The organism is Streptomyces sp. NPDC056486 (assembly GCF_042795295.1).
Classification (GTDB): domain Bacteria; phylum Actinomycetota; class Actinomycetes; order Streptomycetales; family Streptomycetaceae; genus Streptomyces.
Genome location: NZ_JBHTSF010000039.1, coordinates 1 through 23,903, shown reverse-complemented (window position 1 = coordinate 23,903; position 23,903 = coordinate 1). Strand labels below are relative to the sequence as shown.

At 69.1% G+C, this 23,903-nt stretch carries 20 protein-coding genes; 10 read left to right on the top strand and 10 right to left on the bottom strand.

Annotated elements, in window-relative coordinates:
- Window positions 1–2: 2 nt before the first annotated feature.
- From ACFQ7F_RS17860 to ACFQ7F_RS17830, 7 genes are all read left to right on the top strand, one after another.
- Window positions 3–149: a DUF397 domain-containing protein gene (locus ACFQ7F_RS17860; RefSeq protein ID WP_383271396.1), complete on the top strand. Its 147-nt coding sequence runs from the start codon at window positions 3–5 to the stop codon at window positions 147–149.
- Complete coding sequence (locus tag ACFQ7F_RS17855; RefSeq protein ID WP_383271314.1) at window positions 146–514, top strand: DUF397 domain-containing protein; 369 nt, start codon at window positions 146–148, stop codon at window positions 512–514. Before ACFQ7F_RS17860 ends, ACFQ7F_RS17855 begins: the two co-directional genes overlap by 4 nt.
- A gap of 336 nt (window positions 515–850) precedes the next feature.
- A complete protein-coding gene (locus tag ACFQ7F_RS17850) occupies window positions 851–1,915 on the top strand; it encodes a hypothetical protein (protein ID WP_383271312.1) in 1,065 nt (354 codons plus the stop codon).
- A gap of 276 nt (window positions 1,916–2,191) precedes the next feature.
- Complete coding sequence (locus ACFQ7F_RS17845) at window positions 2,192–3,463, top strand: aspartate kinase (RefSeq protein WP_383271310.1); 1,272 nt, start codon at window positions 2,192–2,194, stop codon at window positions 3,461–3,463.
- Window positions 3,460–4,518: an aspartate-semialdehyde dehydrogenase gene (locus ACFQ7F_RS17840; RefSeq protein WP_383271308.1), complete on the top strand. Its 1,059-nt coding sequence runs from the start codon at window positions 3,460–3,462 to the stop codon at window positions 4,516–4,518. Before ACFQ7F_RS17845 ends, ACFQ7F_RS17840 begins: the two co-directional genes overlap by 4 nt.
- 412 nt (window positions 4,519–4,930) lie before the next feature.
- Window positions 4,931–5,590 carry a SigE family RNA polymerase sigma factor gene (locus tag ACFQ7F_RS17835; protein ID WP_383271306.1) on the top strand — a complete coding sequence of 220 codons (660 nt, stop codon included), beginning with the start codon at window positions 4,931–4,933 and terminating at the stop codon, window positions 5,588–5,590.
- On the top strand, window positions 5,587–6,867 hold the full coding sequence (locus tag ACFQ7F_RS17830; protein ID WP_383271304.1) for a hypothetical protein: 1,281 nt from the start codon (window positions 5,587–5,589) through the stop codon (window positions 6,865–6,867). The genes ACFQ7F_RS17835 and ACFQ7F_RS17830 overlap by 4 nt, the downstream gene beginning before the upstream one ends.
- 88 nt (window positions 6,868–6,955) lie before the next feature.
- Here the strand turns inward: ACFQ7F_RS17830 and ACFQ7F_RS17825 are convergent, their stop codons facing one another.
- Together ACFQ7F_RS17825 and ACFQ7F_RS17820 are read right to left on the bottom strand one after the other, a co-directional pair.
- The gene (locus ACFQ7F_RS17825) at window positions 6,956–7,804 is read right to left on the bottom strand and encodes an SURF1 family protein (RefSeq protein WP_383271302.1); all 849 of its coding nucleotides are present in this window, start codon (window positions 7,802–7,804) and stop codon (window positions 6,956–6,958) included.
- A 72-nt stretch (window positions 7,805–7,876) separates the two neighbouring features.
- The gene (locus ACFQ7F_RS17820; RefSeq protein ID WP_383271394.1) at window positions 7,877–9,655 is read right to left on the bottom strand and encodes a S9 family peptidase; all 1,779 of its coding nucleotides are present in this window, start codon (window positions 9,653–9,655) and stop codon (window positions 7,877–7,879) included.
- 171 nt (window positions 9,656–9,826) lie between these two features.
- Here ACFQ7F_RS17820 and ACFQ7F_RS17815 point away from each other — a divergent pair, with 171 nt between their 5' ends.
- A complete protein-coding gene (locus ACFQ7F_RS17815; RefSeq protein ID WP_383271300.1) occupies window positions 9,827–10,660 on the top strand; it encodes a class I SAM-dependent methyltransferase in 834 nt (277 codons plus the stop codon).
- Window positions 10,661–10,720: 60 nt separating this feature from the next.
- On the opposite strand, the gene ACFQ7F_RS17810 is transcribed toward ACFQ7F_RS17815, so the two are convergent.
- From ACFQ7F_RS17810 to ACFQ7F_RS17800, 3 genes are all read right to left on the bottom strand, one after another.
- Window positions 10,721–11,317: a hypothetical protein gene (locus tag ACFQ7F_RS17810; RefSeq protein WP_383271298.1), complete on the bottom strand. Its 597-nt coding sequence runs from the start codon at window positions 11,315–11,317 to the stop codon at window positions 10,721–10,723.
- Window positions 11,318–11,660: 343 nt separating this feature from the next.
- Window positions 11,661–12,128, bottom strand: coding sequence for a hypothetical protein (locus tag ACFQ7F_RS17805; RefSeq protein ID WP_383271296.1), 468 nt, complete (start codon window positions 12,126–12,128; stop codon window positions 11,661–11,663).
- Between the two features lie 218 nt (window positions 12,129–12,346).
- Complete coding sequence (locus ACFQ7F_RS17800) at window positions 12,347–12,796, bottom strand: DoxX family protein (protein WP_383271294.1); 450 nt, start codon at window positions 12,794–12,796, stop codon at window positions 12,347–12,349.
- A gap of 199 nt (window positions 12,797–12,995) precedes the next feature.
- Between ACFQ7F_RS17800 and ACFQ7F_RS17795 the strand changes: the two genes are divergently transcribed.
- Window positions 12,996–14,225, top strand: coding sequence for an amidohydrolase family protein (locus tag ACFQ7F_RS17795; RefSeq protein ID WP_383271292.1), 1,230 nt, complete (start codon window positions 12,996–12,998; stop codon window positions 14,223–14,225).
- 109 nt (window positions 14,226–14,334) lie between these two features.
- Here the strand turns inward: ACFQ7F_RS17795 and ACFQ7F_RS17790 are convergent, their stop codons facing one another.
- From ACFQ7F_RS17790 to ACFQ7F_RS17775, 4 genes are all read right to left on the bottom strand, one after another.
- Entirely contained in the window at window positions 14,335–15,282 is a 948-nt protein-coding gene (locus ACFQ7F_RS17790; RefSeq protein WP_383271290.1) for an FkbM family methyltransferase, read from the bottom strand.
- Between the two features lie 64 nt (window positions 15,283–15,346).
- Window positions 15,347–15,595: a hypothetical protein gene (locus tag ACFQ7F_RS17785; RefSeq protein WP_383271288.1), complete on the bottom strand. Its 249-nt coding sequence runs from the start codon at window positions 15,593–15,595 to the stop codon at window positions 15,347–15,349.
- Between the two features lie 133 nt (window positions 15,596–15,728).
- Window positions 15,729–16,511, bottom strand: coding sequence for a glycosyltransferase family 2 protein (locus ACFQ7F_RS17780; RefSeq protein ID WP_383271286.1), 783 nt, complete (start codon window positions 16,509–16,511; stop codon window positions 15,729–15,731).
- A gap of 615 nt (window positions 16,512–17,126) precedes the next feature.
- Window positions 17,127–21,218, bottom strand: coding sequence for an AAA family ATPase (locus tag ACFQ7F_RS17775; RefSeq protein ID WP_383271284.1), 4,092 nt, complete (start codon window positions 21,216–21,218; stop codon window positions 17,127–17,129).
- A 472-nt stretch (window positions 21,219–21,690) separates the two neighbouring features.
- On the opposite strand from ACFQ7F_RS17775, the gene ACFQ7F_RS17770 reads away from it, so the two are divergent.
- Window positions 21,691–22,110 (top strand): hypothetical protein, encoded by a 420-nt coding sequence (locus ACFQ7F_RS17770; RefSeq protein ID WP_383271282.1) that lies wholly within the window; start codon window positions 21,691–21,693, stop codon window positions 22,108–22,110.
- A 114-nt stretch (window positions 22,111–22,224) separates the two neighbouring features.
- Here ACFQ7F_RS17770 and ACFQ7F_RS17765 read toward each other — a convergent pair whose 3' ends face one another.
- Entirely contained in the window at window positions 22,225–23,664 is a 1,440-nt protein-coding gene (locus ACFQ7F_RS17765; protein ID WP_383271280.1) for an FG-GAP and VCBS repeat-containing protein, read from the bottom strand.
- Between the last annotated feature and the right edge of the window lie 239 nt (window positions 23,665–23,903).

Below are 23,903 nucleotides of genomic sequence, written 5' to 3'. Positions count from 1 at the left end.
CCATCCACATCCGCGACTCAAAGCTTCCCCCGGAGACAGGCCCCCGCCTGACCGTTCCGGCCCCCGCCTGGTCCACCTTCCTGGCGTACGCCACCCACGCCACCGAGGAGTCGGCCCTCTTCATCAAGCGGATGGCGGAGGAAGCGTGAGTGAGCAGCTGGCCTGGTTCAAGTCGAGTTACAGCGACGATGAGGGCGGCGCATGCCTCGAAGCCGCCCTCGACTGGAGCAAGTGCACGCACAGCGATGCTGAGGGCAGCAACTGCGTCGAAGTCGCCTTGGGCTGGAGCAAGTCCACATACAGCGACGATGAGGGCGGCGCCTGCCTCGAAGTCGCCCCGGACTGGCGGAAGTCGAAGTACAGCGACTCCGAGGGTGGCAACTGCGTAGAGATAGCCCCCTGCCCCACTGCCATCCACATCCGCGACTCAAAGCTTCCCCCGGAGACAGGCCCCCGCCTGACCGTTCCGGCCCCCGCCTGGTCCACCTTCCTGGCGTACGCCACCCAGCCCTGATCGCGCCCATTCTCAATAAAGTCCCGCCAATCGACGCCTTTTGCGGGCCCCCAGCGGGACTTTCCTGCAGTTCACCCCGGAGCTCAAGCTCCTGGCCCCGGGTCCCGAGCCCCGGACCCCGAGCTCCTCCCTGGGTTGGGTTGATAGGTAGGTAGAAATCAACCAACCGACCCGCAACGGGAGTTGAGCTGGGCGTCACCCTCAAGAGTGACGTTCCGTAGTCAGCTTGCGTCGGAGCGTGAAAGCGCTCTACGTTCGCGGCAATAGAACAGCCCCGGTCGGTGCAGCAAACACCGGCTCCGGGGCCTAGTCCTACGGATCGAAAAGAGCTCGACCGTGGCTTACGCCAACCCTAATCCTGTCCTGCCGTCCCCGTCCCATCCCCTGGCCAAAACGGGCTACGGGAAGCGCCTTGCGGATGACGAAGAACCGCACACGGAGGCGGATTTCGCGCATCTGCATCCGCGTGAGGCCGATATCGCCGTCTTCGTCGACCATCTGGAAGACGGCGCCGCGATGGGCTACAAGAACCTCGCCGCCGCACATCCCCAATACGGGCAGCAAGCCATCCGCACCTCGCTGCGGCGGCTGACTGAGGTCGGCCATCTCCGGTGGATCAAGGAACACCTCACCGTCGATGACAACTCGATGCGCTGGGTGACCCGGACGTACTGGTCGCGTAACCGCAGGTCGGAGGCGTGGTGGGCCGACTTCGCCCGCGCCCGCCACGGGCGGGACGTCACCCACGAACACCAGTCGGGTCTCGCCCGCGCCGCCGAATCGGCCCCGGAGCCGGAGGGGCCGGAGGAGGCGGAAGTCGAGTCCGCCCCCGACGCCACCGCCTACCGCACCCTCACCCAACTCCGCACCGCCGACCGCCGCATGGCCCTCTCCGAGGGCGAGTGCAGGCAGTTGGAGCCCCGCGCAGCGGAATGGCTGGTCCGTGGGGCCACCCCGCAGGACATCACCATCGCCCTCACCACAGGGCTGCCGCCCAACGTCACCAACCCGGGCGGTCTCGCCCGCACCCGATTGGAGAGCAAGTTGCCTCCCAAGCCGAACCCCAAGACCCGTGGCCGCGTCCGCGTCACCCGCGCCGTCATGGTCTGCGGACTCTGCGACGAGCCCGAGACCTCTGCGAAGTTGATCAAGGGTATTTGCGCTGAGTGCCGCGCTGACACCGAGTCCTGCGACTGCGAGCAGTGCGTGGAGGATGCGGCGGCGCAAGCAGGGCTGGATGCGGCTGTGGAAGCCCGTCGGGCCATTCCGGAGACCTTCCTCCCGCGGCCCCGCGCCGCTGCGGACGACGACATCGACGGCGGCATCGTCGTGGACGTCACCGAGCGGGTGGCGGAGCTGCGCCGCGCGGCCGGGCTTCCGGTGGGGCGAGGCGGCGTATGACTGAGGTCCGGCAAGGCGCCCCCGGCATCGCGCGGCCCGGAGCTGCTCGAACCTGTGACCCGCCCCACTTTCCGGAGTGTCCTACTGCCAAACGGGCATGTGCCAAGCCGAGCGGTCGAAACGTACCTCCCGAGCAGCGGGGGCGTATGCCCGTGGGTGATCACGTAGTGGGCGGGACATCTCACCATGTGATATCTGCGAGGCGAATTTCGGCCGCTCGTTAGACTGAGCCGACCGCAGCAGTGCGGTAAGAGACGGACTGAGCGAGGAGCGCACGTGAGCCTTGTCGTGCAGAAGTACGGAGGCTCCTCCGTAGCCGATGCCGAGGGCATCAAGCGGGTCGCCAAGAGGGTTGTCGACGCCAAGAAGAACGGCCATCAGGTCGTTGTCGTGGTGTCCGCCATGGGTGACACGACGGATGAGTTGATCGATCTTGCCGGGCAGGTATCCCCGATCCCTGCCGGGCGTGAATTCGACATGCTGCTGACCGCCGGGGAGCGGATCTCCATGGCCTTGCTGGCCATGGCGATCAAAAACCTGGGTCACGCGGCCCAGTCGTTCACGGGCAGCCAGGCCGGTGTCATCACCGACTCCGTCCACAACAAAGCGCGGATCATCGATGTGACCCCCGGGCGGATCAGGACGTCGGTCGACGAGGGCAACATCGCCATCGTCGCCGGGTTCCAGGGCGTCAGCCAGGAGGGCAAGAACATCACCACGCTCGGGCGTGGTGGATCCGACACGACCGCCGTCGCCCTCGCGGCCGCGCTCGACGCCGAGGTCTGCGAGATCTACACGGACGTCGACGGTGTCTTCACCGCCGATCCCCGTGTGGTGAAGAAGGCCCAGAAGATCGACTGGATCTCGTTCGAGGACATGCTGGAGCTCGCGAGCTCCGGGTCGAAGGTGCTGCTCCACCGGTGTGTGGAGTACGCCCGCCGTTACAACATCCCGATTCACGTGCGCTCGTCCTTCAGTGGGCTCAAGGGCACGTGGGTCAGCAACGAACCGCAAGGGGACCGCAAGGTGGAGCAGGCCATCATCTCCGGTGTCGCGCACGACACCTCGGAGGCCAAGATCACGGTCGTCGGCGTGCCGGACAAGCCGGGTGAGGCCGCCTCGATCTTCCGCGCCATCGCGGATTCCGGGGTCAACATCGACATGATCGTGCAGAACGTGTCGGCCGCGTCGACCGGGCTCACGGACATCTCGTTCACGCTGCCCAAGGCCGAGGGCCGCAAGGCGATCGACGCGCTGGAGAAGACCCGCGCGACCATCGGCTTCGACTCCCTTCGCTACGACGACCAGATCGCCAAGATCTCGCTGGTCGGCGCGGGCATGAAGACGAACCCCGGCGTCACCGCCGCCTTCTTCGAGGCGCTCAGCGACGCGGGCGTGAACATCGAGCTGATCTCGACCTCCGAGATCCGCATCTCGGTCGTGACCCGCGCCGATGACGCGAACGAGTCCGTGCGCGCCGTGCACACCGCCTTCGGACTCGACTCCGACACGGACGAGGCCGTGGTCTATGGCGGCACCGGGCGATGACCGGAAAGCCGACGCTCGCGGTCGTCGGAGCGACCGGGGCCGTCGGCGCGGTCATGCTCCAGATCCTGTCGCAGCACGCCGACATCTGGGGCGAGATCCGACTCGTGGCCTCACCGCGCTCGGCCGGCAAGAAGCTGGCCGTGCGCGGTGAGGAGGTCGAGGTCCTCGCGCTGAGCGAGGACGTCTTCGACGGCGTCGATGTGGCCATGTTCGACGTGCCTGACGAGGTCAGCGAGCAGTGGGCTCCCATTGCCGCGTCCAAGGGCGTCGTGGTGATCGACAACTCCGCCGCTTTCCGGATGGACCCGGACGTGCCGCTTGTCGTCCCCGAGGTCAATCCGCATGCGGCGCGCGTACGCCCGCGCGGCATCGTCGCCAATCCCAACTGCACGACCCTTTCGATGATCGTCGCCATCGGCGCGCTGCATGCCGAGTTCGGCCTTCGCGAGCTGATCGTCTCGTCCTACCAGGCCGTGAGCGGGGCCGGGCGGGACGGTGTGGACACGCTGCGGCGGCAGATGAAGCTGGTGGCGGGCTCGGAACTCGGCACGAGCCCCGGTGACGTACGACGTGCTGTCGGGGACGACACCGGGCCCTTCCTGGAGCCCGTGGCGCTGAACGTGGTGCCGTGGGCCGGGACGCTGCGGGACGACGGGTGGTCGTCCGAGGAGATGAAGGTGCGGGACGAGTCCCGCAAGATCCTCGGCCTGGCCGGGCTGAAGGTCGCGGCCACGTGCGTACGCGTGCCGGTGGTGACCACCCACTCGCTGACCGTCCACGCGCGCTTCGAGGACGAGGTCACGGTGGATCGCGCGCGGGAGATCCTGGCCACCGCGCCGGGCGTCGTGCTGTTCGACAACCCGGCCGCCGGTGAGTTCCCGACGCCGGCCGACGTGGTGGGGACCGACCCCACGTGGGTGGGCCGGGTGCGGCGCGCCCTTGACGATCCGACGGCCCTTGAGCTCTTCGTGTGCGGGGACAACCTGCGCAAGGGGGCCGCGCTGAACACGGTCCAGATCGCGGAGCTGGTGGCGGGGGAGTTCACCGGGCGGTAGCTCTGGCTGGTTCCCGCGGGACCAGATAGGGACAGAAAGACGCAGACAGGTGCAGACGGATGTCATCTGGTGAGCGGGTCTTGTCCTGAATGCTCCCCGGAGTGAAAACCTTTGCGGGATCTGTGTAAGTTCTGTGTCCAACTTGGTGGCCAGGATCGCTTGAACTGGACCATTGCCGCGTTCGAAGATTCGCAATATTCGTCCCCGTCCCCTGCAACCGGCAGCTGGGCGGGGCGCGTCTTTGCGATCGCCCTTCAGGGGTGTGACCTTGAACGCTGCGAAAATTGGGCATAGGGGAAGAGCTGGTACGCATGGGGGCATTTGATGCATCGTCACTTACGGCGACGATGCCTGCCGCAAACGCACCGCATGATGCGTACAACCCTCCAGGGGGTAAGCGTGTCCAACAGGCGTGGCAGAGGTACTCGATTTCACAGCGGTTCAGGCGAGGGGCATTGCCCTGCGTCCGCCTCGCCGTCCCCGTGCGCCCGCCGGCATGCCGGTGATCGCCCCCATGCCCACGACGAGATCGGCCCGCATCCCGACGCAGCGCGATGGCGCTGAGGAGGCGATGAGTGCGGGCACCACGGTCGACCACCTGACCGAGACCTACCGCGCCCACTACAGGTCGCTCCTCGGCCTGGCGGCGCTGCTCCTCGATGACACGGCTTCGTGCGAGGACGTCGTGCAGGAGGCGTTCATCCGGGTGCACTCGGCGCGCAAACGCGTGCGGGATCCGGAGAAGACGCTCGCCTATCTGCGGCAGACCGTCGTGAACCTCTCGCGGTCCGCGCTGCGGCGCCGGATCCTCGGGCTGAAGCTTCTCTCGAAGCCGATGCCGGACATGGCGAGCGCGGAGGAGGGTGCGTACGACCTCCTTGAGCGGGACGAGCTGATCAAGGCGATGCGCGGCCTCCAGCGCCGCCAGCGCGAGGTCCTGGTCCTGCGGTACTTCTCGGACATGACCGAGGCGCAGGTCGCCGAGACGCTCGGTATATCGCTCGGGTCGGTGAAGGCGTACGGCTCGCGCGGGATCGCGGCTCTGCGGGTCGCCATGGAGGCACCGGCATGAGCAAGCACGAGGACGGGCGTGAGCGCGATGAGCACGATGAGCGCGGAGAGAACGCCGAGTTTGAGCAGCATGCTGGAGACGGAACTGTGAAACACGATCACGGTCAGGGTGAGGAGCCCACCGCGTCTGAATCTGAAGACGGGTCCGGGGCTGGGGCTGGGGCTGGGTCTGAGGAGCCCGGCGCCGAGGCCGGTGCGGAGGCCGGTGCGGAGGATGGTGCCGCTTCGGGCGCCGTCTCCGGCGGTGAGGACGGCTCCGACTCCGGCTCTGTCCTCGGCTCCGACTCTGTCTTCGGTTCGGACTCCGACGAGCTGGCGCTGCGCAGGTTGATGCGTTCGGCCGTCCAGGAGATCGAGCCGGGAGACCGTGCCCTGGAGCGACTGCGCCATGCGGTGCCCGCACGGCGGGCGCGCAAGCGTCAGGCCGTGGTCGGCATGGCGGCCGCCGCGCTCTTCATCGGCACCGCCATCCCCGCTCTGGTGCACGTCACGAACTCCGGCGGCGACTCGGACGACCGGCCGTCAATCGCCGGTAACAGCGAGCAGACGCAGGGCGGTTCGAGTCAGGGCAAGGGTCCTGACGGCGGCGAGAAGGGCGAGGGCAGCGGCTCCGGCCCCTCGAAGTCCAAGGACAAGAAAGACGAGAAGGGCAAGAAGGACGGCAAGGGGGGCGGCGCGTCCAGCACGGGCGCGAGCGGTGACCCCGACCCGAAGGGCACGGCGTCCGCCGACTCGGCTGCCTGCGCGATGGACCAGCTCGGCAACGCCGTCGGCAGCGCGGGGGCGCCGGAGGGCGACGGCAAGGTGTACGGCACCTTCCGCATCGCCAACGTCTCCTCAAGCGCCTGTACGGTCAGCGCCCCGGGCAGCGTGAGTACGTCGACGACCGGGGCGGCCGACCCCGGGAAGATCAGCGTCGCCGACCATGTGGCGGGCGACGCGGCGGCCGGCCTGCCGGACCCGGCAACGGCGGTCAGCTCGCTGGTCCTCCAGCCGGGGGCGGCGTACGAGGTGAAGTTCGCCTGGGTGCCTTCGGAAGGGTGTCCGACGGACAGCGGCGAACCTTCGCCCGACCCGACTCCCACAGAGGGCGGCGGCTCGGACGGCGGCACGCCGGACGGTACGGAGCCGCAGATGATGCGCGGGGACGGCGGCGTCCTGGACGGCGGAGTGACGGTGTCCCTGACGGCGGCCTCGGGTACGCCCGCGGCGGGCGCGACGATCGCCAATGCGTGTGCGGGGACGGTCTACCGGACGGGCATGCTGTCGGCGTCGTAGTGCCATGGCGCCGCAGCGTCGTAGGTGAAGCTGGTTCGGACGGGCTGGATATCGCTCCAGCCCGTTCGGCGTTTCAGGACAGGGAAACTCAGACCCCGCGAGCAGTCTCAGCGGCCTCAGCAGTCTCAGCGGCCTTAGCAGTCTCAACCGAGGCAGCGGGCTCCTCCGGCAGAAGCCCCAGCGCGGCGTCCCGCGCGAACTCCCGCTCCCGGCGGAACAACCGGAACCACATGAAGACGACGAACCCCGCGAAGACGAACCACTCGCCGGTGTAACCGAGGTTCTGGAAGGCCTTGAGGTCGAGACCGGTGTTCGCGGGCGCAGCCGCCGGGACCGCCTTCATCCCGGAGTCGCCCTTCTCCAGCGTGACCCAGGCGTCGTACACATCGCCCCGGACCACGTTCACCAGTGAGGCCGCGCTGATGGCGCCCAGCTGCCCGTCCGGCAGTCCTCCAGTCGAACTGACGCCGTTGGACCCGGGGCTCTCGGAGGCCTGAAGCACGCCCGTCACGGTGACCTCACCGGAAGGCGCCGATGGAGCCTTCGCCGCACTCGCGTTCCCGGGGAGCCAGCCCCGTACGACGGGCAGGTCCTTGCCGCTGTCGGTGTGCAGGAGCGTGAGGACGTAGTAGCCGGACTTGTCGTCCAACTCCCGGTCCGGCACCAGCAATTGCTCGCCGTACCGCCCCTTTGCCGACGCGCGTTCCCCGGATGTCTCCTGGTCCACGGGGAGGAGCGAGTCCAGCGGCCTGGGCTTCGCCTCGGACCGGGTCGGCGACGACTGCCGGTCGGCCTGTGCCTGCGCGGCGTCATGCGCCTCGACGCGGTCCTCGAACCGCCCCAGCTGCCATGACCCCATAAAGATGCAGACGGGGATGGCCAGCAGTACGAAGACGTTGATCCCCCACCAGCGGGGCGTCAGCAGGAACCGGTACACACCCCCACGGTACGGGGGCGCCCCTGAGCGACAGGCCGCGGGGTTGGGAAACCCCGCGGCCATCCCTCCCGGCTATCGGCGAAGGTGCCGCTCCGCGAAGTCCAGTTCCAACCGCACCTGCTTGATCCGCTCGTCCACGACGAGCGAGCCGTGCCCCGCGTCGTACCTGTACACCTCGTGTGTCGCGCCCCGCGCCTTGAGCCGGTCCACGTAGTTCTCGACCTGGCGGATCGGGCAGCGCGGGTCGTTCACGCCCGCGGAGATGTAGACCGGTGCCCGCACCGCGTCCACGTACGTCAGCGGGGACGAGGCCTCGAAGCGCTCGGGGACCTCCTCGGGCGTACCGCCGAGGAGCGTGCGGTCCATGGCCTTCAGGGCCTCCATCTCGTCGTGGTACGCCGTCACGTAGTCCGCGACGGGCACCGCGGCCAGGCCCACCGCCCATGCGTCGGGCTGGGTGCCGACGCCGAGCAGCGTGAGGTAACCGCCCCAGGAGCCGCCCGCCAGGACGATGCGGGCCGGGTCCGCGAGGCCCGACGTCACCGCCCACTCCCGCACCGCCGCGATGTCTTCGAGCTCGATCAGGCCGACGCGGTGCTTGAGGGCGTCCGTCCACTCCCGGCCGTACCCGGTCGAACCGCGGTAGTTGACCCGCACCACCGCGTACCCGTGGTCGACCCAGGCTGCCGGGCCCGCCGCGAACGCGTCGCTGTCGTGCCACGTCGGGCCGCCGTGGATCTCGAAGATCGTGGGGAGCGGGCCTGTCGCGTCGGCCGGCTTCTGTACGAGGGCGTGGACCCGGCCCCCGGGTCCCTCGACCCACACGTCCTCCACCGGCACGGAGGCCGGGGACTTCATGCCCGGCGGGTCGAGCACGACGCCGCCCGTCGTCGAGCGCACCACCGGCGGCTCGGCGGCCGACGACCACAGGTACTCCACGCTGCCGTCCGGCCGAGCCGTCGCGCCCGACACCGACCCCGTGGGTGTCTCGACCTCGATCAGCTCACTGGAGGCGAACACGTACCGGAACAGCTCGCTGCGGGCCTCGAAGCTGTGCGCGATGAGCAGGGCCGAGCCGTCCGGATACCACTCGGCGCTCACGTCACCCGGCAGGTCGAGCGTCAGTTCCGTCTCCTTGCCCGACGCGACGTCCCACACCATCGGCTCCCAGCGGCCGCGCCGCTGATGCCCGACGAGCAGCCGCGTGTCCCCGTCGACCGGCGCGAAGCCGAGGACCTCGAGGCCGAGCTCGACCGTGCCGCCCTCGGTGTCGTCGAGCTCGGCGACCGTGGAGCCGTCCGGCCTGATCACCCGGAGGGTGGAGTGCATCGCGTCGCCGTGCTCCGTGTGCTCGACGGCGATCAGGGAGCCGTCGTACGAGAGGTCGCCGACGCCCGCGGACTCACGGTGGCGGTAGATCTCGACGGGGTCCGCGCCCGGGGAACGTACGACATGGATCGTCGTGCCGTCCTCGTCCGTCGAGCGGCCGACGACGGACATCTGCCCGTCCCGCGCGAGAACGAGGCCCGCCGGATACGACGCTTCGAGCCCCGCCACCGCGGGTTCGTCGGCGCCGCCGCCCGCGAAGGGCTGGCGCATCCACACGCCGAATTCGTCGCCGTCCGTATCGCTGAACCACCAGATCCACTCGCCGTCCGGCGAGAGCAGGCCGTCCGTCGTGCCGTTCGGCCGGTCCGTCACCTGGCGCTGCTCGCCGGTGGCGCGGTCCCATGCGTACAGCTCATACGTCCCTGTCGCGTTCGACACGAACAGGGAACGGTCCGGAGCGTCCTCCGCCCAGTCGGGCAGGGACACCCGCGGCGCACGGAACCGCTTCTCCCAATCCGGCATCCCCGCGCCTCCGTCTCCGTGGCCGTCTCCGTAGCCGTCTCCGTCCGCACCCGCGCCCGACGTATCCACTGCACCTGCACCCGCACCCAAGTCGCTCATGAACCCCATAGTGCACGCACGCGCAGACAATCCGCTGGCGAGGGTCCCCAGCCTGTGGATAACTTTCTGGACATGTACTCACCGACCCCCGCCGACTGGCGCGAGGCCAACCGAAAACGCTGGGACGAGCGCGTCCCCCTCCACCTCGCCAGCGACTACTACGACCTCGAAGCCTTCCGCTCCGGCAGCGACCCGCTGCGCGACTTCGAGCTCGCGGAGGTCGGTGACGTCACCGGGCGCTCGCTGCTCCACCTCCAGTGCCACATCGGCCTCGACACCCTCTCCTGGGCCCGGCACGGCGCCTCCCGCGTGGTGGGGCTCGACTTCTCCGAACCCGCGGTCGACGCGGCCCGCGACCTCGCCGCCGAACTCGGCCTCACCGCCGACCAGGCATCCTTCGTCGCCGCCGACGTGTACGACGCGGCGGATGCGGTGCCCGACTCCTCGTACGACATCGTCTACACCGGAGTGGGCGCCCTGTGCTGGCTCCCCGACATCCGGCGGTGGGCCGAGACCGCGGCCGCGCTCGTAGCGCCCGGCGGTTTCCTCTACCTCGCGGAGTTCCACCCGCTCGCGGACATCCTGGACGACGCGACGGGCTCACGGATCGCGTACGACTACTTCGCCCGCGACGCCTGGATCGAAGAGACCCCCGGCGGCTACGCGGACACGACAACCCCCACGGTCCACAACCGCAGCGTGGAGTGGCAGCACCCGGTCGGCGAGGTCGTTTCGGAGCTGGCGGCGGCGGGACTGCGTATCGACTTCCTCCACGAGCACGACACCACGCTCTTCGAACGCTTCGGCACCCTCGAACGCCGCGACGGCACCGGCACCTACCAGTTCCCCGTGGACCGCCCGCGCATCCCCCTCATGTACTCCCTGAAGGCGAGCAGGGTGGGTTAGGCGAGCAAGGCGGGTTAGCGGCTTTTGGGGCGGATGTGGTGGATGGGGCGGGCCCGAGGGTCAAGGCATCGGGCGCGTCCATCCCTCCCACACCAGCCCGTTCGGTGTCGCCCTCGTCTCGGTCTCTCCCCGCCGGGGCGGTGCCGTCGAGCCGGGACCGACCGGATCGAACTCCCCGAGCTTCGTCCAGCCCCACGACCGCAGGACCTCCCGCCCCAGGTTGTCGTCCCGCTTGATGACCGCGACGACCAGATCCGTGGCGTGCCGTACGAACAGAAGCGTGCGCAGGCGCTCCGAGACGCCCTGGCGCCGGTAGGCGGGCACCACCATCAACTCGGTCAGGATGAAGACCCGGCCCGATGCCGTACGTTCCTCGACCTCCGGAGGCAGGACGCCGCGGAACCCCTCCCACCAGTCGCCGGAACGCGCGGCGCGATAACCGTAGAGACAGCCGACCATGCTGCCCGCCCCATCGGCGACGACCATGTCGAAGTCGGGCCGCTGCACGGTGTTCTCGAAAACGTGCAGGAACCCCTGACGGTCCCGGTACTCGGCTCCGGCGTCTCCTTCGTAGGCCTCGACATAGATGTCGGCGACCGATTCCCGCTGCTGCTCCGCCTGCCACCGGCTCAGCCGTCGCAAGAACACCTCTGCCATTTTGTTCCTCCGCCCGCCCCCGTCGAGGGGGCCCCTCGACACCCCTCGACACCTCTGGACTCCGCATGGTGACACCACGGAACGGTGAGCGGAACGGGGCGTCGGGTATACATCACGCCGATCGCACACCGCTCGCCCGCCGATCGCGCCCTGATCGCACCCGGTCGGTACCGCCCGGGTTCTGCCTGCGCAGGACGAGGATCGGTGAGGGCGATGAGGGCATCCGATGCGGAGCACCTAACTGCCATGCAGCCTAGGCCAGTTGCTGCCCTCGCGGGTCGTTGCGTCGAGGTGCGGCGGTGGGGCGTGGACGGTCAGAAGCGCGGCATAGGAGCGTGGGCGGTCAGAAGTGCAGCATCGACATGACCTCGGGGCTCCGTACTCCCGTCGATACGGCGGGGATGTCCGCGCCGGGGCGGATCCATCCGGCCCGCTCTGCCGCTACGACAGAGTCCCTCTCCGCCATGTCTGCCTGGGAGTTGAGCTCTTCGTCCGCTCCGAGGTACTTGGCTCCCGCTGCCGATGACGCGGCCAGGGAGGCTTTGAGTGCGGCCTGGCAGGCGTCGCGGGACGGGGGTGCGTCACCGTCGACGAGTTGCGCCATCTGTGCGGCCTGCGCGGCGGAGGCCGCGGCGTTTCTGGCGCAGCGAGAGTCCGCCGCCGGGTCGGGTGCGCTCTCGGAGAGCACGGCGAGGGCCTGCGCCGCTACGCGCGCGGCGTGAGCGGCCTTCCAGACGGCGTTCTCGTCGGCTGTGGAGGCGTCCGGATGCTCACCCGCGCCTCCCGCGCCACGCTCGATGTAGTGGCTCATCGCGGCCGCCCGGGCTGCCGCGCTCTCGGCTCGCGCGGCATGGCCTCGTCTGAGGACTGGGGCTGGGGCCGGGGCCGGAGCTGCCGCCTCTGGCCCGTGCGTTTCCCGGTCGCGTTCGCTCATCGGCTTCTCCTCAGCCCGTAGAAGGCGGATGTGCCGGGCAGGGTGGCATGCGGCGGCGCAACAGACCAGACAAGCGCGCATCTCGCATCTCGCACCTACGTGAAGAGCCCGAAGGCGTGGTCAAGCGACCAGACTTGCCAGGACATTCCGAAGAGCGCGACCGCGGAGATCAGCGCCATCATCAGGTTCTGCCCCTGCTCGCCCCAGTCGTGGATCATAAGGACCAGGTAGATCAGGTTGAGTACGAGTCCGCCGATGAGGGCGATCGGCGTGAGGAAACCGACGATCAGGCCGAGGCCGAGAGCCAGTTCCGCGTAGGCGACGACGTACGCCATCGTGCGAGGCCGGGGCTTCACCACGACATCGAAGCCCGATCGCACGAAGGTCCAGCGGTGTTTGTCCGCGATGCCCGCCGCCCAGTCGATACCGCCGCCGGTGAACCAGGTCTTCTTGTCCTTGTGGCGCCAGCTCTCCAGCCACCACAGGCCGAGCCCGATCCGGAGCACGGCGACCCACTCGGCTCCGGTGAGCCACATCGTCTCCATCGAGCGCTCTCCCTCAATCCGAAATCCGACCTGTTCTCCTGCAAACTGACGAGTCGTCAGTTCAGCGGATCCGGCGCGATCGCGCAAGAGGTCGAGTTTCAGGAGAGCTGTTGCCGTCGCCGGGGTGAGCCCATAACCTCAATCTGATGGTCCGTCAGATGTCAGCTAGGGAAACCGGCAGGTAGTAGGGGGCACAGCAGTGGACAACAACGAGGTCGGGGCCGAGCAAGCCAAGGAACTCCCCCGCGTCATCAGCGTGGACGACCACGTGATCGAACCCGCGCACCTCTTCGAGAAGTGGCTCCCGAGCAAGTACCGCGACCGGGGCCCCAAGCCCTTCACCGCAGGTATCGGCGAGCTCGAGTACATCGGTGGCAAGTACAAGTTCACGACGGACCCGGAAGGGCAGGTCACCGACTGGTGGGAGTACGAGGGAGAGATCTTCCCGTACAAGCGCATCATCGCCGCCGTCGGCTTCTCACGGGACGAGATGACGCTCGACGGCATCACGCGCGAGCAGATGCGCCGTGGCTGCTGGGACCCGAAGGCCCGCCTTGCGGACATGGACATCAACCATGTCGAGGCCTCCCTCTGCTTCCCGACGTTCCCGCGCTTCTGCGGGCAGACGTTCTCCGAGGCCAAGGACAGGGAGGTGGGGCTCGCCTGCGTCCGGGCGTACAACGACTGGATGGTGGAGGAGTGGTGCGGTGACAGCGGCGGCAGGCTGATCCCGCTCTGCCTCATCCCGCTGTGGGACGTGGACCTCGCCGTCGCCGAGATCAAGCGCAATGCCGCGCGCGGCGTGCGGGCCGTGACCTTCAGCGAGATTCCCACTCACCTCGGCCTTCCGTCGATCCACTCCGGCTACTGGGACCCGTTCTTCGCGGCGTGCGAGGAGACCGGCACGGTCGTGAACATGCACATCGGTTCGTCGTCGCAGATGCCGGCGGCGTCGCCCGACGCGCCCCCGGCCGTCCAGGCCTCGCTGAGCTTCAACAACGCGATGGCATCGATGATGGACTTCCTCTTCTCCGGGGTCCTCGTGAAGTTCCCGCGCCTCAAACTCGCCTACAGCGAGGGGCAGATGGGGTGGATCCCGTACGCCCTGGAGCGTGCCGACGACGTATGGGAAGAGCACCGGGCCTGGGGCGGGGTCAAGGATCTGATCCCGGAGCCGCCGTCGACGTACTACTACCGGCAGATCTTCTGCTGCTTCTTCCGGGACAAGCACGGCGTCGATTCGATCGAGACCGTCGGGGTCGACAACGCCACCTTCGAAACCGACTACCCGCACGTCGACTCGACGTGGCCGCACACGAAGCAGGTGGCTGAGGACCACGTCGGGCATCTCCCGGAGGACGTGGCGTACAAGCTGCTCCGCGGGAATGCGATTCGGATGCTGGATCTCGCCTTTGACCGGGACCGCTAGGTCGCCGGACGAGCGGCGGATCCGGCCCTGGCCCTGGCCCTGGCCCCGGACCCGGATCTAGGCCCGGGCCGGGGCCAAGCCCAGGCCCAGGCCCAGGCCCAGTCCCAGGTCAGCGCAAGGTCTCTGCGTCGACACGCGAGAAGACCAGCTCGCACTCACCGACGATGGGGCCGCGCCACCGCGTCGGGGGCTCCGGCCGACGTAGGGCGCGGGGGTAGTTCTCCGGCCTGTAGTCGGTGGGCAGCCGGTAGGTGTGGAAGCCGTGCTGAGCCATCGTCTCCATCAACTCGTCGATGGAATCGCCCAGTTGAGCCATGCGGTCCGGGGTCACCTCCACGGCGATCTCCACATCCGGGCGGAGCTGCTTCAGGGAGGGGGCGAGGCCTCTGATGACGCCGCCCTCTGCGCCCTCGACGTCGATCTTGATCACGCGCGCCCTGGCGAGTTCGTCATCGTCCAGGGCTTCGTCCAGGATCTCGGGCAGGGGCCGGGCCTCCATGTCGAAGCTCGACTCTGCAGGACCGTCGTAGGGGACGATCGAGTTCGCGCCCATGTTGTTCGAGCTGGCGAGCACGAAGGTCAGCTTCTTGTGGCTGTCGGAGACCGCCGCGTTGACCGCGCGTACGTTGTCGTCGCAGCCATTGAGCCTGACGTGCCGCAGCAGGCGCTCGTGGAAGGTGGGGGATGCCTCGATGGCCACCACCCGCCCCGTGCTGCCGACGAGACGCGATCCCAGAACCGCGAAGTAGCCGATGTTGGCGCCCACGTCGATGAACGTGTCCCCGGCGCCCAGGCGGCTCTGCAGCCACCGTGTCATGTGCGGTTCCCACACGCCGTAGAGGCTGATGAACCGCTGGATGAGGTCGCGGGAGTCGCAGGCGAAGCGGGCGTCGAACCGCGCATCGACCACGCGCTGACGCGGATGGTCGCGCAGGTACGGGTTGAGGTAGCGGGCAGCGAGGGGGCCCTTGAGCAGCGAGCCGGGCGCGTTGCGTACGTAGCCGCGGCCGAGGGTGGCCAGGAGCTCCGACGTGCGGCGGGGGGTGGCGGGAGGCATAGCTGTGACCGTATGAGCCCGGCGTGACTGCTGCAAGATCCGCATTGCCGACCAGCAACGCACGTCAGTGGTGCAGGAGGCCGACGACGATGGCGAGGGAGGCCGCGCACCCGGCATGGGCGACGACAAGGAGGGCCCATTCGCCGACCGGCATACGCCACCGGTTACGGGGGACCAGCCGCCACTCGTACGCTGCGATCGCGACGGCGACAGCGAACAGCGGCGCCCAGAGCAGGGGCCACCAGGGCCAGACACCGCCGAAGCGGAGGATCAGGAAGACCACGCCGAAGAGGAACACGGCAGGAAACCACATCGGTGCCTCAGCATCTCCTGCGTCCTCAGCGTCTCCTGTGTCCTCTGCGTCTCCTACGTTCTCTGCGTCTCCGGCATCCACTGTGACCCCTTTGACCTCTGTGACCTCCGTGATCTCGCCGGCGGACGTGGACTCAACGCTGCTCATGGTCATGCCCTTCAGCATCGACGGGGTAGCTCCACCGGAAGCGGCCAAGCGCTCGCGCTCTGGCCTCGATCACGGCCATACGGGCATCGCGCTCCGCCGTGTCGACGTGCGAGGCCTGGCCGGTCATCTGGCCTTCCCACTTGCGGTAGAGCAGGCCGACCTCGGACGAGAACCAGCCGCGGCAGGTCGAGTTCAGGGCGAGCAGGAGGCCCGTGTCCTCGGACGCGGGCAGGGCCATCCAGCCGCCCAGGGCCATGAGCAGCTCGCGGCGGACGAAGAGCGTCGCCGGATGGACCTGCGGGCGGTAGTCGTGGGACGCCCAGTAGTCGAGTACTTCCTGGCGTTCGACCGGCCCGTGCGCGGGGTCGCCGGGGAAGCCGACGGTGGATCCGTCGGGGAGCAGATCGAGCACGCGTGACGTCGCCCAGCCGATGGTTCGATCAGCTTCGAGGGCCGCGAGGTCGCGGGCCAGCGCACCCGGCGCAAGCCGGTCGTCGGCGTCAAGGACCTTGATGTACTCGCCGTCCGCGTGGGCCAGGGCGATGGTTCGGGCGACGCCGGGGCCTCCCGGGCGCCCCTGGTTGAACGTGATCCGGTCGTCGTCGGGCACGTGGGGCGCGACCTGGTCGGTCGTCCCGTCCTCCTGGATCAGCCAGTGCCACTCCCACCCGGCGGGCAACTCCTGCTCGCGGAGGGACTTGTACGCGTCAGCGAGGAAGCGCGCCGACGGTGCATGGACGGCCGTGACGATGACGATGCGCCGGCTCACGGCTCACCACCTTTCCCAGTGACGGTGTCGTACGAGGTCTTGCGCAGGACGAGGGCGAGGACCGGGGCATCGTTCGGCGGGACTCACCATACGACTCCTAATGAGGTCTTTGGCGGCTTGATCTCTTGTCTCGTGGCCGCTGATCCGCGATATGCAAGGCCTGCCGTTCACGAAGCATGGCCCTACCACCCAGTTGGGCCGTAGATAGTCCGCCGACCGCCCGGGAAGGGGAAGAGGCCTATTGCCTCAATTTCAACTTCCTGTCCCGTCGTTCCGAAAGCGTCGTGGCACTGGATGCCTCGATCGGGCCCTGGATGCCTCGTGGATGAGGTGCTCACGGCGGCCGCGGGGTGGCGAGATCATGAAAGTGCCCGACCGCTGGCGACGGGGGATGCACCAGCGATCGGGCTGTTGCCAACCGTAACAAGGCTCCGCGTGTAGAGGGGAGCAACTCCTGAAGCGAAATGCGGAGTTGTGACCGGGATCACTCAACGTGATTCGTTGGGGAGAGGCTGTGAACCGCCACTCGCCTGCCCATATACCGCCTACCGCCTGCCCGCCCCTTCGCCTACTCGCCTGCCCGTCTACCCGTCCACCCGCCTACCGTCTACTCGTCTACTCGTCGCAAGGCGGCGCGTACGAGAGGCGGGACAGATAGTCGCGCCACTTTTCCCGGGTCAGTACGTTCCGAGTGGTTGAGCAGATGCGGCGAATCGCCTCGTCCGTGTCCAAGTTCCAAAGCCGGACGGTATCCGTTCCGCTGGAAACTCCGAGCATCTGGCCCTGCGGGCTGAACGACAGGAAACTGCCCGTCTTGGCGTTGGGGCTCATCGACTGACCGATGGGAGCGGCCTTGGAGGGGCGGGCGACGTCCCAGAGGCGGACCGTGTTGTCGTTGCCGCCACTCGCCAGGGTGCGGCCGTCCTGGCTGAACGTCAGTGACACCACCACATCGGTGTGGCCCGTGAGGGAATTGCCCAGCTGCTTTGCCTTGTGGGGGTCGGTGATGTCCCAGAGCCGGACCGTGCCGTCGTCGCTGGCGCTGGCCAGTGTGCGGCCGTCCGGGCTGTAGTCGAGCGAGTTGATGGGGCCCAGGTGCCCCGTGAGGGGTGCGCCGAGGCGGGTGACATCGCGCCGGTCGGCCACGTTCCAGAGCCGGATGGTGCTGTCCGCGCTTCCACTGGCGAGCGTGCGGCCGTCGGTGCTGAAGACGAGGGAGTTGACGTAGCCCTTGTGGCCGGCGAGCGGCGCGCCGAGCGGACGGAGGTGAGAGGGGGTGCTGACGTCCCACAGCTGGATGGTGCGGTCGGTGCGGGCGGTCGCCAGCGTGCGGCCGTCCGGGCTGAAGGCCAGCGCGGCCGCGAACCGTGTCCGCAGCGCGACGGGTGGCCCGTAGGGGACGGGCCGGGTCGGGTCGGACACGTTCCACAGCTGCACCGCGCGGGTTCCCGTGAGGACCGCGAGTGTGTCGCCGTCGGGGGAGAACACCGGCGAACGCACGTCCCCGTCCGAGGGCTTGAACGGTTTGCTCAGCGACACGGGCCGGTTGGGATGCTCCACGTTCCACAGCCGGACCTGCTCGTCGCGCGCGGCCGTGGCGAGCACCTTCCCGTCAGGGCGGAACGTCCCGATCTGGCCGATCATGTCGGACGTCGGTATCGACCACAGGCGGACCTTGTTGTCGCCGCTCCCCGTGGCCAGAGTCCGTCCGTCGGGGCTGAAGCCGAGGGCGTATATCTCCCCGCTGCTGCCTGCGAGCGGCTCGCCGACCTGCGACGGGTGCGCCGGATCACGGACGTTCCACAGGCTCGCCGTACTGTCCGCGCTGGCGGCCGCGAGCACGGTTCCCGCGGGGTTGAAGGCCACGGACCACACGGCACCCGTGTGGCCGGTGAGTGGAGCGCCGAGCGACTTCGCACGGCGTGGGTCGGCCACGTTCCAGAGCCGGATGGAGTTGTCCCTGCTGCCGCTGGCGAGCGTGCGGCCGTCGGGGCTGAAGGCCACGGAGTGCACCGTGCCCGTATGACCGGTCAGCACCTTGTCGACCGGCTTCGGGCGACGCGGATCCGCCACGTTCCACAGTCTGATCTTGCCGCTGTCGCCACCGGCCGCCAGGGTCCGGCCGTCGGGGCTGAAGGCCACGGAACGCACGGCGGCGGTGTGGCCGGTCAGGGCACCGAGTGCCTTCGGACGGCTGGGGTTCCCCACATTCCACAGCCGCACGGTGTGACCGTCATGGGCGGAGGCCAGCGTGCGCCCGTCCGGGCTGAAGGCGACCAGGTAGATCGGGCCGTCGTGGCCCCTGACGGGCGGGCCCAACGGACGCGGGTGGCCGGGATCGCGCACGTCCCAGAGCCGGACCGTGCCGTCGTCCGAAGCGCTGGCGAGGGTGTCGCCGTCCGGACTGAAGACCGCGCTGCTCACCCAACTCGTATGCCCGGTGAGGGGTTTGCCCAGGGGCTTGGGGCGAGAGGGGTCCGACACGTTCCACAGCCGTACGGTCCTGTCGTAGCTGGCGGTGGCCAGGGTCCGTCCGTCCGGGCTGAAGGAGGTGAGGTAGACGGCGCCCTTGTGGCCCAGGAGCGGGGTGGCCAGCGGCGCGTTCACGATCGAGAGCAGCCGGTTCCTCGCGCCCGCGTCCTCCGGCCGCAGATTGTGTGCCACCAGGTCCAGTTGGGCGGAGAGGGACGGATCCGTGTGCTGGGCGCGATCGGCCTCGGCGACCACCTGCTGGAACACCGCGTCGTCCCGCTGCTGCCACGCGACCACCGCTGAGACGACGGCCACCATGGCAAGGACGACCAGAGCCGCCACCGCGCCCCGGGTGATCAGGACCGTGCGCCTGCGGAGTCTGGCCGAAGCGGCCACGAACTCCACGGCGCCTCTGGTCAGGAAGGTGCCACCGGCGGTCTTCGTCCAGGCACGTGCCTGCTCCAGGCGGGAACCCCGGTAGAGCAGGGACGTATCGCGGCCGGAGTCCTCCCAGGTCCTGCCGTCCTCCTCGAGGCGCTGGCGCAGGAGGTTGTCGTTCCTGTCCTCGTGGATCCAGTCGCGCAGCCGGGGCCAGGCGTGGAGCAGCGCTTCATGCGTGATCTCCACGGCCTCCGCGTCGAGCGTCACAAGACGGGCGCGTACCAGCGCTTCGAGCGACTCCTCCGTCTTGCCGGGGTCCGTCGACTCCTCCGCCAGCTGGCGCCGTGTCCCTCGCCTGCGGGTGGTCTGGGTGTCCTCGCCGAGCCGGACCAGCCTGAGGAGGAGCAGCCTGGCGGCCGTGCGGGCCGCCGGATCGAGGCCGGACCAGGCACGTTCGGCGCTCGCCGCGACGGCTCCCTGGATCCCGCCCGCCGCGCGGTAACCGGCCAGCGTGAGCTTTCCCGTCTTCCGCCGCTGCCAAGTGGCGAGCAGGGCGTGGGAGAGGAGCGGCAGCACTCCCGCGTCGTGCGCGCCGCGCGGCCCGTCCGTGCTCACTTCCCGGACGATCAGTTCCGCGAGCCCCGGTTCGAGTTCGAGCCCGACGGCCTTGGCCGGTCCTGTCACCGCCTCGCGCAACTCCTGCGTGGTCAGCGGCCCGAGCACCATGTGCCGGTGCTGCAGGGCGTCGGCAAGTTCGGGATACGCGAGGCACTGCTCGTAGAAGTCGGCGCGGATACCGAGGACCACGAGCGCGGTAGCCGGATCACCGGCCTCGGTGGGTGAACACGCGGCCTGGAGGACCTGGATGAACGTGCGCGTGGCCGCCTCGTCGGAGGAGAGGGTGAACGTCTCCTCGAACTGATCCACGATGACGACCGGGCGGGCGGTGGAGGCGGACTCGCGTCGCGCCCATGCCGCGACGGCTTCCCGCACGGCCTTCGCGGATCGCGGAGCACCGGGCTCCCGCGCGGGGGCGTCTTCGGGGGCGTCTTCCGTGAGGTCTTCCGGGAGGTCTTTTTGGGGATCCTTTGGGGGGTCTTCTGAGGTGGAGATGGCGTGCGCGAGCTCGGGTATGTGGCGGGTCAGCTCCGCGAGGGGATCGCTTCCCGGTACGAGGTGCAGTACGGGACCCGCCAGGCCGTTCTCGTCGCTCAGTTCGCCGCTCTGCAACGTGGGCACCAGACCGGCGTGGAGCAGGGAGGACTTCCCCGCCCCGGAGGCGCCCACGAGCATGACGATGCCACCCGTCTTCTCCGCCGCGCGAAGCTGGGCGACGAGGGCATGTGTGCTCCGCTCACGCCCGAAGAACCACCGGGAGTCCTGCTGCCGATATGAGGCAAGCCCGCGGTAGGGGCACACACTGGTGACGGCGGCAGGCCCAGGCCCCTCGGCCTGAAGCCGCCCCTCGCCTTCTCCCTCTACCGGGGATGCCGGGGCGGCGACGTGACCACTGACCGGGTCGGCCACCGCGCGCTCCCAAAGGAGCTGCCACTGGGCCATGTCGTACAGGCCCGTGGACACCGGCGCGGGCCGCTCGCGACGTGCTTCGGGTATCAGGACATGAAGCACCGCTGCGAGGGCAGCAAACTGGGCAGGCACGTTCTTGGCCCGCCGCCAGTCGCTGATCCGCTGCGCGGACACCCGAACGGTCCGCCCTCGTTCATCGACCCGCTGATGTCGGACGACCGCCTCGGCCACGCGCTGGAGGGGAGGGTTACCGGCTTCCTTGTACAGCAGCGCGAGACGTTCCGCGAAGGCTGTACGTGCCCCTGAGTCGGAACCCAAGGCCTCCACCCCTTACTTCCCCGCCACCTGGTATCCGGACCGGAAAACTCACCTTATACGGCTGACCTGCGGCTAAGGCGTCCGGACAAGGGTGGTACCTCCCCGTCCGGGGCCCGGGCTGACAGGATCACGAAGCGGTAGCGAACCAATCGCGCAGCGTCAGACCAGGTCACCAGCTCGTGCTACCCGCAGAGGTGACTTCTGACTCTGCATCGCCTCGGCTGGTTTCCTCCGAGCACATCCGGACCGTACCCGCGTCACCTGTGGATCCGGTCCCTGGTCGACCCGCGCCGCTACGCCGATACGGCACGGGCCGAAGCCGCCCGCGTCGTTCGGCACCGGTCCGCACAGGGGAGGGACCGGCGCCGAAACGACGTGGGGCGCAAGACGTGGGGCGCGAGACGCGGGCGCGGGCGCGGGGCGCGGGGCGCGGGGCGCGAAAGGCTCCCGCGACACAGCGACCAGCGGGCAGGATGGCCTCATGACAAAGCTGTCCGTACGGTCGCTCCGGTCGGTTCGTTCGCACCCATCGCGCCGGTCGGTTCGTGGCGCCTCTTCCGGTTCGGTCCTGTCGTTGTGGTCACAGGACTCTGTGCTGTCGATCGGCTCAGTGGGTTCGGTGCTGTCCGTGGGATCCGTCGGTTCGGCCTTGTCGATCGGCTCGATCGGAAGCGCCCTGTCGGCCGGCTCGATCGGTTCCTCCCTGTCGCTGATCTCCACAGGGTCGTGGCTGAGTACGGGATCGCTGTTCTCCGCGCAGTCGCGGTGGTCGGTGCTGTCCTGGCGTTCCTCGCACGGTTTCCTGGCGGCGGGAGCGGTAGGAGCAGCGGCGACCGGAGGCGTCCTGCTGCTGGCCCAGCTGCTGCAGAGCCCCCACACAGCAGATCAGGCCCGGTACTGATCTCTCAGTACTGAGCCTGACCCGGTGTTTCAGCCATGTCCGCGTTTGCGGCGGCCCGCCACCTGAATCAGCGGCGAGCCGCCCGCGTCACGGGCTGGAGGGGCAGTCGGATGCTCAGAGCCCCAGCACTTCGCCGTACTTGATGGCCCCGTGGGGCAGCGCGAAGCCGAACGGGGTCAGCGACTTGCCCGGCGGGTACGTCTCCTCGGTGCTGCTCGGCGCGAACCAGACGCCACCCGACCTGGGCTCACCGGCGTTCTCCCCGGGCGCGCTCACCGCGGTGTCCCACAGTCCGTCGCGGTTGTAGTCGCCGACGGCCACCTGGGCGCCGAAGCGGTCACCGGCCTCGGCCGTGCCGGGCATGTTCGGGGTGCTCTGGCTGCGGGCCGGACCGCCGGAGGGGCCGTGCTCCGTGCCGTTCAAGGTGACGTATCCGCCCGCGTCCTTCACGGTGCCCACGTCCTCGCCGGGCACGCCGACCACCAGTTCCGGACGGTTGTCGCCGTTCAGGTCGCCCGCGCTCAGCGCGGCGCCGAAGTCGTCGCCCGGCTCGGCGGTGCCGCCGACCTCCGGGCTGGACTGGTTGATGCACTGGTGCTTGGCGCCGAACTCCGCGGTCTTCGAGCCGTGGAGCACGAGCACCGTGCCGCCGACCAGGTCCTCGCAGTAGGTGTGGTCCGCCTCGAAGTTGGGCTGTACGAAGCCGACCGCGAGGTCGTCCGTGCCGTCCTGGTCGAAGTCCTCGGCGGCGAGCGCGGTGCCGTGGTCGCCGTTGGACCACGACTGGGCGGGCTTGGCCTGGTCGTCCCAGCGGGTGATGAAGGTGCCGTACTCCTCCATGCCCCGCCAGGTGGTGGCGAGGTCGTCCCGGCCGTCACCGTCGAAGTCGCCGGTGGCCAGATCGCTGGTTCGGCCGCCCATGCCGTAGCTGCGCAGGGTGGTGGTGGTCACCGGGTCGGCGGTGAGCGGGCCCGGGCGGAACCGGAGCGACCCGTGCTCCTCGCCGTTCTCTCCGTACGCGAGGTCGGTGTCGCCGTCGCCGTCGTAGTCGCCGGTGGCGATGGTGTCGCCGATGCCGCTGAACTCGGAGGTGCCCCGGGCCACGGTGGTGCCCTTGACGTTCCATGCTGAGCCGTCGAGGACGGTGATGGTGCCCTCGCTCCCGCGCTGCTCGGAGTTGAGCGTCTCGCCGCTGGCGCCGACGACGAGTTCGAAGACGCCGTCGCCGTTCACATCGACGGGCGCCACGGAGGAGCCGAACCGGTCACCTGCCTCGGGCGTGCCGGGGATGCCGGCCTCGGCCTGGCTGATGACGCCGGTGGACTGGCTCGGGCTCTGCGGGCCGCCGTAGATCACGCTGATGTAGCCGGCCTTCGCCTTGCCGTTCACGGTGGCATTGGGCATGCCGACCGCGATGTCCGCGTATCCGTCGCCGTTGAAGTCGAACCGCGGAGTCGCCGCGACGGCCGCGGCGCTCCCGGCGAACGGCAGGGTCAGACCGGCGGCGGTGAGCGCCACTACGGCGCCGGTGGCGGCCAGGGTACGTACACGCAAGGTGGAACTCCCGTATTCGAAGGCGGAACTGAGAGGGGAAGCCTTACGGGGGTGTGACTCACGAGGCGTACGAAGAGTTGTGCGAAGGTGGCCGCCCGGTGAACGCGGTGTGCTTCAGCCTGAGTTCGACTCCGGGGGGGCTGTTCCCGCGCGGGGGAGGGGAGCCCCGTACGTCGAACTCCTCCTCCAGGCCGAAGGCGACCCGGCATGACCGAACGGACACGGGCTCAGTCCCGCGG

What these genes read in the sequence shown, in the direction of transcription:
- ACFQ7F_RS17840 (WP_383271308.1), top strand. Translation starts at nt 3,460, where the DNA reads ATGACCGGAAAGCCGACGCTCGCGGTCGTCGGAGCGACCGGGGCCGTC.
- ACFQ7F_RS17830 (WP_383271304.1), top strand. Translation starts at nt 5,587, where the DNA reads ATGAGCAAGCACGAGGACGGGCGTGAGCGCGATGAGCACGATGAGCGC.
- ACFQ7F_RS17820 (WP_383271394.1), bottom strand. Translation starts at nt 9,655, where the DNA reads ATGCCGGATTGGGAGAAGCGGTTCCGTGCGCCGCGGGTGTCCCTGCCC.
- ACFQ7F_RS17815 (WP_383271300.1), top strand. Translation starts at nt 9,827, where the DNA reads ATGTACTCACCGACCCCCGCCGACTGGCGCGAGGCCAACCGAAAACGC.
- ACFQ7F_RS17810 (WP_383271298.1), bottom strand. Translation starts at nt 11,317, where the DNA reads ATGGCAGAGGTGTTCTTGCGACGGCTGAGCCGGTGGCAGGCGGAGCAG.
- ACFQ7F_RS17805 (WP_383271296.1), bottom strand. Translation starts at nt 12,128, where the DNA reads ATGAGCCACTACATCGAGCGTGGCGCGGGAGGCGCGGGTGAGCATCCG.
- ACFQ7F_RS17800 (WP_383271294.1), bottom strand. Translation starts at nt 12,796, where the DNA reads ATGGAGACGATGTGGCTCACCGGAGCCGAGTGGGTCGCCGTGCTCCGG.
- ACFQ7F_RS17790 (WP_383271290.1), bottom strand. Translation starts at nt 15,282, where the DNA reads ATGCCTCCCGCCACCCCCCGCCGCACGTCGGAGCTCCTGGCCACCCTC.
- ACFQ7F_RS17785 (WP_383271288.1), bottom strand. Translation starts at nt 15,595, where the DNA reads ATGTGGTTTCCTGCCGTGTTCCTCTTCGGCGTGGTCTTCCTGATCCTC.
- ACFQ7F_RS17770 (WP_383271282.1), top strand. Translation starts at nt 21,691, where the DNA reads ATGACAAAGCTGTCCGTACGGTCGCTCCGGTCGGTTCGTTCGCACCCA.